Annotated in this window: 6 protein-coding genes and 1 pseudogene; 3 read left to right on the forward strand and 4 right to left on the reverse strand. The window is 37.9% G+C overall.

Annotation, left to right across the window (positions count from 1 at the left end; all coding sequences use genetic code 11):
• Positions 1-297: 297 nt before the first annotated feature.
• Positions 298-1,320, reverse strand: a complete 1,023-nt coding sequence (locus FFO06_RS20035) for a zinc-dependent alcohol dehydrogenase (RefSeq protein WP_137909604.1) — start codon at positions 1,318-1,320, stop codon at positions 298-300.
• A gap of 33 nt (positions 1,321-1,353) precedes the next feature.
• The gene (locus tag FFO06_RS20040) at positions 1,354-1,551 is read right to left on the reverse strand and encodes a hypothetical protein (RefSeq protein WP_137909605.1); all 198 of its coding nucleotides are present in this window, start codon (positions 1,549-1,551) and stop codon (positions 1,354-1,356) included.
• A gap of 365 nt (positions 1,552-1,916) precedes the next feature.
• Here FFO06_RS20040 and xth point away from each other — a divergent pair, with 365 nt between their 5' ends.
• The gene (xth, locus tag FFO06_RS20045; RefSeq protein WP_137909606.1) at positions 1,917-2,699 is read left to right on the forward strand and encodes an exodeoxyribonuclease III; all 783 of its coding nucleotides are present in this window, start codon (positions 1,917-1,919) and stop codon (positions 2,697-2,699) included.
• Between the two features lie 15 nt (positions 2,700-2,714).
• On the opposite strand, the gene FFO06_RS20050 is transcribed toward xth, so the two are convergent.
• Positions 2,715-3,965 (reverse strand): hypothetical protein, encoded by a 1,251-nt coding sequence (locus FFO06_RS20050; protein ID WP_137909607.1) that lies wholly within the window; start codon positions 3,963-3,965, stop codon positions 2,715-2,717.
• Between the two features lie 141 nt (positions 3,966-4,106).
• Between FFO06_RS20050 and FFO06_RS20055 the strand changes: the two genes are divergently transcribed.
• Positions 4,107-7,304: an alpha-mannosidase gene (locus tag FFO06_RS20055; protein ID WP_137909608.1), complete on the forward strand. Its 3,198-nt coding sequence runs from the start codon at positions 4,107-4,109 to the stop codon at positions 7,302-7,304.
• 77 nt (positions 7,305-7,381) lie between these two features.
• Positions 7,382-9,817: a phenylalanine--tRNA ligase subunit beta gene (pheT, locus tag FFO06_RS20060; RefSeq protein WP_137909609.1), complete on the forward strand. Its 2,436-nt coding sequence runs from the start codon at positions 7,382-7,384 to the stop codon at positions 9,815-9,817.
• Positions 9,818-9,902: 85 nt separating this feature from the next.
• On the opposite strand, the pseudogene FFO06_RS20065 reads toward pheT, so the two are convergent.
• Positions 9,903-11,043, reverse strand: a pseudogene (locus tag FFO06_RS20065) (Eco57I restriction-modification methylase domain-containing protein); the annotation flags it as partial.

The raw sequence follows: 11,043 nt of genomic DNA on the forward strand, positions 1-11,043 counted from the left end.
TTTCTGTAGGAGGTGCGCCACTAGAGATATTAAAAGAGTATATTAAAAATCAAGAAAAGCCGTCCTAGAAGCGATGCACTGAGCTTGTCGAAGTGGACGGGGCTTGTATCCCATTATTTTCGGTCAATAGTGTTCATGAAGATGTAACTATGCTAATGGGTCTATTTGATTGATCATTCAGGAAACTTAAAGAGTACAAAAGAGCATAAAATTTGCTCTAGAGATGAGCTAAAATGCCGCATAGGTGACATAATCGCCCAGGTAGGATAGGGATAACACGAGGGTGATTTGCCTATTTTAGTTATACATTGCTACTTTAATCACTTTCCGCGCTTTCATATCCATAAATACCTGTTCTAAATCCTGTAAAGGTCTTTGTTCACTAATTAGTAAGTCAAAAGAAATTGTCCCACTAGCAATCAGTGATAGGGCGGATTTTACATATTCTGGAGTATTATGAAATACTCCTTTGATGGTAATTTCACTATAATGAACTTGTTCCGTATTCAGGGTAATTGTGGTATCCTTGGGACAGCCGCCAAATAGATTGACAGTTGCACCAGGGCGGGCGCAGGCGATCGCTTTTTCCCAAACACTCGGTATACCAGTGGCTTCTATAACCACATCTGCGCCCCATCCCTCCGTTAATTCCCTGACTGTGTTAGTCATATCTGTGACTTGATGATAATTAAAAGTCCGGGCTGCACCTAACTTTTCACCGATTTCTAAGCGTTTATCATTACCACCCCACAGAATTACTTCAGTATATTCCGAGAGAACTGCTACAAACATTAAGCCGATCGCACCATCACCTAAAACCACTACTCGGTCATGGGGTTTGACCTGGGAACGGCTGATACCATGTAATACACAAGCCAGCGGTTCGGTCATGGCGGCTAATACGGAAGGTACTTGGTCGGGTATTTGTAATAGATTATGCTGGACAATGGGCGCGGGGATCTGCATATACTCCGCAAATGTACCGTTATTCCAGGTCAAATTGGGGCATAAAGAATACTCTTGACGTTGACAAAAAAAACATTTCATGCAGGGGGCTGAATTATTTGCTACTACGCGATCTCCCACCCGCCACTTAGTTACCCCAGCACCGACAGCCACAATGCGCCCCGCCCCTTCATGGCCAAACAAGGTCGGGGGTGTTAACATTTTAGCATGGCCACCGCGTCGCCATACTTTCAAATCTGTACCGCAGGTGGTGGCTGCTTCGACTTGAATTACTACCTCCCCCGCTGCGGGAGTGGGTTCGGGAACTTGTTCTAGACGGAAATTTTCCTGTCCGTAGAGTAATGCTGCTAACATAGAAGTTGGGAGAAATTAGGAGAAAAGAAAAATTTAAGAACTCAAAGCAGTTTGAGGTAAAATTTCTTGATGATGGGGTTCTAAATGTGATATTGTATCAGATACAATATTGATATTCAAGACTGGTACTTCTTGTTTACAGGAGAGACAAAACCAATAAACTCCATGGTAACGAACATGACGCAAAACTGAACCACCACAACAGGGACAAGTGTTAACTATAATACTCATACTAAATACTCCTTTGCAAAAATCACGACAAGTCAGTAGTATTATGGTTGAAATATCTATTTATCTCACTTAAAAGAAAGTAAGATCTTCAGAGAATTAGCGCTGAAAACTATCAACGAATGCTAAATTAACGGTATTTTATGGTTTTTTCCCAAAAAGATCCAAAAAGATATTTATCAAAACGAAAAATTTATGAAAACATTATTAACCTACAAGTTAGTATAGACTTGGTTCATCTATCGCGGGGATCATATTACAAATATGAACTTGTTTCATCTATGGCCAAGATCATCAATAACTAAATTTTTATGGGACAATTACTTTACACTTGACTTTTATTTTGCATTTACTTTGATGACTAAACCATGAAAATTGCTACTTGGAATGTAAATTCTGTACGGACACGGTTGGAACAGGTGATTAATTGGTTAAGCGAAAATCCGGTTGATGTTTTATGTTTACAAGAAACTAAGGTTATAGATCAGGATTTTCCCCGTCTCGATTTTGAAAAATTAGGTTATTATTTATATATATCAGGACAAAAATCCTATAATGGAGTTGCTTTGATTAGTCGTCAGTCTTTAACAGATGTCAGTACGGGTTTTACGGCTATTTTACCAGGTTTGGATGCGGAATGGGACACACAAAAAAGAGTAATTACAGGTGTGTTTTCAGGAATCAGAATTGTTAATCTTTATGTTCCTAATGGTTCATCTATAGGTAGCGAAAAGTATGAGTATAAGTTGGGTTGGTTAAAATTACTCAAGGAGTATTTACAGGTATTACTATTAACAAATTCTCCTATTTCTATCTGTGGTGATTTTAATATTGCTTTGGAAAATATAGATATTAATGATAAAGTAAAAATAGATAATCACATTATGGCTTCTGTACCGGAGCGTCAAGCTTTACGAGATATTCTGAGTTTAGGTTTCGCAGATGCTTTTCGTAAATTTAATCATCAAGGAGAAAACTATACTTGGTGGGATTATCGCACCGCTGCGTTTAAGCGAAATCTGGGTTGGCGTATAGACCATCATTATCTGACCCTGGATTTGTATGAACGCGCTCAAAGTTGTATTATTGATGTTGAACCACGAAAGTTAAATCAACCCAGTGACCATACACCAGTTATTGTCGAATTTTAATTTTATCCTATTTATTTATCTCCCTAATAAGAAACCTCGGAAAAAATAAACCGTGTTTGTTAGTATCTGTTCTATCCATGAGATGAACATATCTAACCAGTGTAAAATTTGTTCTAGTGGGTGCTTTTCGTAGCCTAAGGAGGTCGCAGAAATATCAATCCAGTCGGGTTTAAAATTAAATCCTTGGCTGGTTTGATTGTTTTTTTCCTCCCATCCCTGATTTTCAGATTCAGGCGCTTTTTGGGCTATTTTCTCCCGGTTATGCAATAATCTCGAATTTGTTGGCTTTAGGGGATTAAAACCACTATGATCTGATATATTGGTACTGGGATTACCAAATAGATCGTCCCATGTCAACCAAGCATCTCCATTATTTAGCGGTAAACTGTTTTGGAGGTCTGATTTAATTTCTACTTTTTCAGCAGTAGCATTTGATTCAATTTGATAAATATTTCTTCCTCCTAAGAAGTAATTTATCGCTGCGGTCATTAAATTAGTAATATCCGCTTTTTCGGTTTTTGAATCATCATTGTTAACTACTAGGTTATCAAGAATTTTTTGACCGCTTTTTTCTATGGGGACTAAAGCTGTAATTTCCCAATTAGCAACTAATTTATCTAGAAAACTAAAAAGTTGAGTTGGTTTTTTATCAGTTAGTTTATTTAGTAGTAAATCAATTTCTGGTAATATTTCTTTTTCCGAAAGAGGGGTTAATTGTAAAGAATACTCGTAACGATTAATTTCTCTATTAATTCTATCCTTTAATTGGGAGTTTTCCTGGGTTGTGAAAATATCGAAAATGCGATTATCAGTACCAACTAACACCAAATTACCAGTTTTTAACTCCGTAGCAATTCCCTGGACTTTGGGTATATGCTGTTGGAGAAGATTTTTCGGGGTTGAGGAACTTTCTCCAGGGAAAAATCTCCCCCACAAAGATCCTATAAAAGTTAAAGGAGTTAAAGGATTTGTTTTTGGGGAAATCTCTAAATTACTACCCCCAGCAGGAAGATTTTTAACTGTATCTAATATATGTTGAATTGGTGCGTCTGTTGCTGGAGGAATTGTGGACTGTATTTTTTTTTCCGCCCATTCTTTTTGTGGCAATAGCTGGTAAAGTGGATAAAGTAGAGAACCTACACCCACCTGAGTCGCAACTTGTAGATTTTTGAAGATGTTTTCCCATGTTTGGGTCAACCGTTGAGTCTGCTGGTAGACAAAATTAAACAGTTTACTTTGATAGCGATTTGAAGAACTCGAAGACATAGTTATAATGTTGAAGTTGTAGCGTTGGATGATCTTCAGTTTAAGAATCAAAAATTCTTAATTATCAACCTGATTATTTTACTGGATTATTTTACTGGATTATTTTACTGGATTATTTTACTGGATTATTTTACTGGAAATATGACTCTTCCTTTACCATCATTAAATACCAAATCTATATCCACGGCTATTGAAAATTTACGTGCTTGTTGTCAGGTTGATATCCAGTCAAACTGGAAATATCACGAAACTGACGCAGTAGTTACTGATTTTATGCCATTTAGTATAACTGATTGGCAACCAGTTGCAGTTAATGAAAAAGGCCATATTTCCTGGAAAGGCGGAAAACAGGTATTATGGTTAGGACAAAATTTCTCTATTCCCCACAGTTTACATGATTTCCCTTTAAGCGGTCTGTGTTTGCGATTGGCTTTGGTTTGGTGGGCTGAAAATGTAGAGGTATACGTTAATGGTGAGTTAGCATTAGTAGGTGATTTATTTGATGCTTCACCACGGGTTTTAATTAGTCCTCAGGTAAGTCCTGGAGAAAATTTTACCATAATTTTGCGGTTAGTTAGTCCGGGACATTGTGATGGGGCTTTGATGCGATCGCTGGCAATTTATGAGACGATGATCTATAATGATTATGACGCTGGTTTTATCGCTGATGAATTGGCCATTGCGGAAATTCTTCTAGAAAACTTCGCACCCGAAAAATTACCAGCTTTATCAGCAGCAGTTGAAAGAGTTACAAATCTCAAAAACACCGAAAACCAAGACTGGAAAACCTATTTACTGAATTTACGACCAACTTATTTGGGTTTATGTGATTTTATCTGTGAACAAAAACCGGAAATTCATTTATTGGGTCATGCACATTTAGATCTAGCATGGTTATGGGTGGTCGCGGAAACTTGGAAAGCAGCACAAAATACTTTTGAGTCAGTTTTAAAACTTCAACAGGATTTTCCCGAATTGATTTTCTGTCATACTACACCAGCTTTGTACGCTTGGGTAGAAGAAAATCGTCCTGACCTATTTCGAGAAATTCAAAATCAAGTTGAAAAGGGAAAATGGGAAATTTTGGGAGGTTTTTGGGTAGAACCAGATTTGAATTTAATCGCTGGGGAGTCTATAGTTCGTCAGTTATTATATGGCCAGCGGTATTTTCTCCACAAGTTTGGAAAAATATCCCCTGTGGTTTGGGTGCTTGATACTTTCGGTTTTTGTGCGACTTTACCCCAATTTCTCGCAAATGCGGGAATTGAGTTCTTTGTTACTCAAAAACTTCGCTGGAATGATACAACTAAATTTAATTATGACTTATTTTGGTGGCGATCGCCTGATGGTAGTCAAATATTAAGTTTTATGTCTCCACCCATGGGCGAAACCGTTGAACCTGTTAGGATGGCCAAGTATGCTTGTGAGTGGAAAACCCAAACAGGTTTACAAACTAGTCTTTGGCTTCCTGGTGTTGGTGATCATGGTGGAGGTCCGACTCGTGATATGTTAGAAGTTGCGAGACGTTGGGAACATTCTCCGATTTTCCCCAAGTTGAAATTTACAACTGCTCAAAAATATCTCCAGGAAATAAAATCTCAAAGTCAAAATTTACCAAGTCAAAATTTACCAAGTCAAAATTTACCAAGTCAAAATTTACCAACGTGGGAAAACGAACTTTATTTAGAATTTCACCGGGGATGTTATACTACTCACGGAGACCAAAAACGCTGGAATCGCAAATCTGAACATCTATTATATAGTGCTGAGTTGTTCGCAACTTTAGCAAATATCCTCTGCGGTACAAAATTCCCCCACACAGAAATAGAAACCGCTTGGAAAAAAGTTTTATTTAACCAGTTTCACGACATTTTACCTGGTTCTTCCATTACCCAAGTTTACCAAGACGCTTTACCAGCATGGGAAGCAGTGGAAAAAGTGGGGAAAAATATCTTAGCAGAGTCATTAATAGATATAGCATCCCAAATTAGTTTACCACAACCACCTTATAGTAATGCCATCCCCATCATCATTTTCAACCCTCTCAACTGGGAACGTCGGGAAGTTGTCAGCGTTGACTTATCGAAAATCATCACAGCAGACCAAGAAGAATATGAAAATTATGGAGAGAATTATGGAATTTTCGATATTCAAGGAAAAGAAATTTCCTCCCAACCTTGGGAAAACTCAACTTTATTATTCCTCCCAACAGTTCCATCTCTAGGTTACAGCATTTTCTGGCTGTCTCGAACTTCCCCCACACAACCCCAAATATTTCCGAAAAATTGGATTTTAGAAAATGAATATCTACAAATCCAGGTTAACCCAGAAACTGGAGACTTGGATAGCGTCTTTGATAAAACCCAACAACGAGAAATTTTAAATGGTGCGGGAAACCAACTCCAAGCTTTTAGCGACAGCGGCCAATATTGGGACGCTTGGAATATTGACCCTGATTATAACACCAAACCTCTACCGCCAACAAAATTAAAATCAATTCAGTGGCAAGAATATGGAGAAATTCAACAACGCTTGCGGGTAGTGCGTCAATTGGGAAAATCGGAATTTTGTCAAGATTACATTTTACAGCTTGGTTCACCACTTTTGAAAATAGCTAATACTGTAAATTGGCTAGAAAATCAGGTATTAGTAAAAACAGCCTTTCCCCTCAATTTCGCAGCGGAATTTGTCACTTATGAAATCCCCTGCGGTGTTATCCGTCGTCCCACAAATCCCCAAACCCCCGCAGATAAAGCAAAATGGGAAGTACCCGCTTTACGGTGGTCAGATATAACCGCAGATACGCAAACCGGAAAATACGGGGTTAGTCTTCTTAATGACTGTAAATATGGTTACGATGCTCAACCTCATCAACTGCGGTTAACTCTGCTGAGAAGTTCCCAATGGCCAGACAAGCAAGCTGATATAGGTATACATCAATTTACTTATGGCTTGTATTCTCATTTAGGGAGTTGGGAAGAAGGGGATACAGTTAAACGAGGTTATGAATTAAATGTACCCTTGGAAATATTAGTAAATCCGCTAAAGCGTAAATTTCACACAAATGCTGATGAAAGTCAAAGTTTTTTAGAACTATCAGCGGATAATTTAATTGTTATGGCATTTAAACCCAGTGAAGATCAACCTGAAAAATACATTCTTCGCTGTTATGAATGTCATGGAAAAACAGCAGAGTTATTTTTGCGAAGTGATTTTCTCACCTTAGGTCAACCATTAGACTTACTAGAACAGTATATCAAGTCTGAGGAAGTATGTCAAGGGGCTGTGAATATTCAACCTGGGAAAATTATGACTTTTGAGGTTGTCGTCAACATATAGATTGGGTTTATCTAGATATACTGCATAGATCTTAATATAAAATTAGAGCAAAAGATTAATCTCAACAAACAGACTCCATGCGTATTTCTCTCAACTGGTTACAAGAACTCGTAGAAATTAAACTGACTCCAGAAGAACTGGCGGAAACCTTGACAATGGCCGGGTTTGAAGTGGAAGATATAGAAGATCGTCGCACTTGGGCCGCAGGGGTAGTTGTGGGGAAAGTCCTGGAACGTCAACCACACCCTAACGCAGATAAATTAAGCGTTTGTACAGTAGATATTGGTGCTGCGGAAACTGTGAATATCGTTTGTGGTGCTGGGAATGTCCGCGCAGATATCTATGTCCCTGTGGCCACTACAGGAACTTATTTACCTAATATTGATTTAAAAATCAAACCCGCAAAACTGCGCGGTGTTCCCTCCCATGGGATGATATGTTCTTTGAAAGAGTTGGGTTTACCCACGGATATTGACGGTATTCATATCTTTAGTGAAGAAAATCTGGTTTTAGGTAGTGACGTGCGTCCCCTGTTGGGTTTGGAAGATGTGATTTTAGATGTCACTGCTACCGCTAACCGTGCTGACGCTTTATCTATGGTGGGTATTGCGCGGGAAGTAGCAGCTTTAACTGGAGGAAAATTATCAATTCCCGAAATTGCGAAAGTAGAAAATACTCAAACTGCAAAAAACCTGACTTTGAAAATTTCCGAAACCCAAGCTTGTCCTGCTTATATTGGTACGGTTGTTGAAAACATCAAAATTGCACCCTCTCCTGAATGGTTACAACAACGGTTACGGTCTGCGGGAGTGAGACCAATTAATAATGTGGTTGATATCACTAATTACGTTTTATTAGAAAGAGGACAACCTCTTCACGCTTTCGACAAACACCGTTTACAATCTCTCTCTGGTGGAGAACAATTAACAATGGGGGTGCGGTTTGCACAAACGGGAGAAACTTTAAAAACTTTAGATGGAAATAATCGCAATTTATCACCCCAAAATTTATTAATTACTGCTAATAATCAACCAGTGGCTTTAGCAGGTGTTATGGGTGGTGAAGCAACGGAAGTTTATGAAGGTACACAAAGTTTAGTTTTAGAAGCAGCGTTATTTGATTCTGTAGCCATTCGTCGTTCTTCTCGCAGTGTGGGGTTAAGAAGTGAAGCCTCTGGAAGATACGAAAGGGGCGTAAATCGGGCTGAATTAGAAATAGCTTGTCACCGGGCTTTATCCTTAATTCAAGAATTAGCAGCTGGGGTAATTGTTCAACAACAAATTTCTGATTATCGTCCAGATATTTCTACCTGGTCTCATTCTATTTACCTGCGTTTGGATAAAGTTAATCAAGTATTAGGTCCAATTGAATTAGGACAAGAAACAGGAGAATTACAACCAGAAGATGTAGAAAAAATTCTCACCGCTTTAGGATGTGAATTGGTAAAAATTGACGAACGGAATTGGACAGTTACAGTACCTCCCTATCGTTATCGAGATTTAGAACGGGAAATTGATTTAATTGAAGAAATTGCCCGGTTATATGGTTATGATAAATTCTGTGATACCTTACCAGGAAAATCCGAAGCTGGTTATCTATCTTTAGATCAAGAATTAATTCGCAGGTTACGCGGTTATTTACGGGCTGAGGGTTTGACGGAATTAATGCAATATTCTTTGGTGAAACCAGGGGAAGATAAACAGATTGTTTTAAGTAACCCTTTATTTGCGGAATATTCAGCTTTACGCACTGATTTAATCTCTGGTTTAATTACCGCTTTCCAATACAATTTAGAACAGGGAAATGGGGCGTTAAATGGTTTTGAAATTGGGCGGATTTTCTGGAGTGAAGAAGAGGGTTTACAAGAAGCAGAAGTGCTGGCCGGAATTATCGGTGGTGATATAACTAGCGGTAAATGGTCAAGGGGTGGTAAGGAAAAGGCCATGACCTGGTTTGAAGCTAAAGGTATTTTAGAAAGTGTCTTTAAACAACTTAAATTAGCGGTAGAATTTCAACCAGAAAATCGAGATTCTCGTTTACACCCCGGACGCACAGCTTCATTGTGGATAAAAGGTAATCGTCTGGGAACATTTGGACAAATTCACCCCCAATTACGCCGCGAAAAAGATTTACCAGAGGCAGTTTATGTGTTTCAATTAGATTTAGATGCTTTGTTGGATGCTTGGGATGATGATGATTTATTAATTCCTAAATTTAGTTCCTATTCTACTTATCCAGCAAGTGATAGAGATTTGGCCTTCTTCGCACCAATAAAAGTGACAGTTTCCGAACTGGAAAAAGTCATTAATAAAGCGGGGAAAGGGTTGTTAAATTCTGTGGAATTGTTTGATGAGTATCGCGGTGACAATGTACCCGCAGGACAACGCAGTTTAGCTTTTCGTTTAGTATATCGTGCCAGCGATCGCACGCTGACAGAAAATGAAATTGAACCAGTTCATAATCACGTGCGTTCTGCTTTGGTAGAGAAGTTTGGTGTCAATTTGAGAAGTTAATCACAGCGGTTTTTGTTTCCCGCTGAAATATTAATCTTTTCAGTTCCCGACTTCTATGATTAATTTGATTAATTTGATTAATTTATCATTTATTGACACAATTAAAAAGAAGTCGGGTATCTTTTAACTCCCGATAAGCATTTAAAGCCGCATTTTTCACTTCTTCTGCCACAATGGGAAAGGTACTCAATATATGACTAAATTCTGTTTCTGTTAATCCATATAAATGGGCAATTATTCCATCTAATTCCGCGCGGATTTTCCCCCTTTCTCTCTCGTCTGTAACTCCGTTTTCATGACTTGTTAATCCTACTTCTCTCGCTAGTTCATCATATTCTGCTGTGGTACAGATTAGTTTGGCTGCACGTTCTACTATTTCGTTAAAATATGGGTCTTTTTCTGTTAATCTAGGTACGGGTAATTGATAAACGTAGAAAAAATTAACTGTACTTGAAACTTTTGTTCTGAGTAACCAATCTAATACAAAACTATTAAAAAATGAACATACTAAAAGTTGACTTTTATAATCTATAATTTTATTGCCAGAATCATCAAAAATTTTTACATTTGGTAATTTATTTCCATGAAATGAACAAGTATCAACAGTTGCAATCATTGTTCTAATATCTGTATTTCTTGCAATATCCCTAAACCCTAATCTATAACACTGATAATCTAAAATTTGCCCCTTATCAACACCATTTTTACCTAAGACTGCTTTTCTTCCTTCCTCCTCCTCTACCCAGTACCGAGGTTCAGCAAACTTGTGGGTAAATTGATGAATCATTTTCCCCTCATATAAAGGTAATCTTCTCTTTCCCGGTTCAGTTTTAAACAAATGACTATCATTAGTCATATCAAATTCACGAGTTAACTTTAAATTCCACTTATCCTGAATTTCCTCCCCCAACAACGGAAAGCGACTCATTTTTTCCGCAATGAAAATATCTAAATCAGATTTAAACTCCATTACCGAAATAGAATCAGGAGATAACCGTTTAATTAAATCCACAGAAATATGAATACAATCATCATCAGGAAAACTATTTAATTCTCCCACATCATGACGCATAAACCTAGCAGGAAAAGATAAAGTTTTATTACCATTTTCAAAAGTCAAAACCACAAACTTAAAGCGACTATCAACATTTTCAAAAATAGCCTTTCTATTTTCAAAACAGAATAACCCAGTGATCTTAGTTTGCGAAAACAACATTTCCCGTAAT

This window comes from Dolichospermum planctonicum (genome assembly GCF_005402965.1).
Lineage (GTDB): Bacteria > Cyanobacteriota > Cyanobacteriia > Cyanobacteriales > Nostocaceae > Dolichospermum > Dolichospermum planctonicum.

Excerpts from the sequence above, each read along its gene's own strand:
- xth (WP_137909606.1), top strand. The coding sequence starts at position 1,917 with ATGAAAATTGCTACTTGGAATGTAAATTCTGTACGGACACGGTTGGAA.
- FFO06_RS20035 (WP_137909604.1), bottom strand. The coding sequence starts at position 1,320 with ATGTTAGCAGCATTACTCTACGGACAGGAAAATTTCCGTCTAGAACAA.
- FFO06_RS20050 (WP_137909607.1), bottom strand. The coding sequence starts at position 3,965 with ATGTCTTCGAGTTCTTCAAATCGCTATCAAAGTAAACTGTTTAATTTT.
- FFO06_RS20055 (WP_137909608.1), top strand. The coding sequence starts at position 4,107 with ATGACTCTTCCTTTACCATCATTAAATACCAAATCTATATCCACGGCT.
- pheT (WP_137909609.1), top strand. The coding sequence starts at position 7,382 with ATGCGTATTTCTCTCAACTGGTTACAAGAACTCGTAGAAATTAAACTG.
- FFO06_RS20040 (WP_137909605.1), bottom strand. The coding sequence starts at position 1,551 with ATGAGTATTATAGTTAACACTTGTCCCTGTTGTGGTGGTTCAGTTTTG.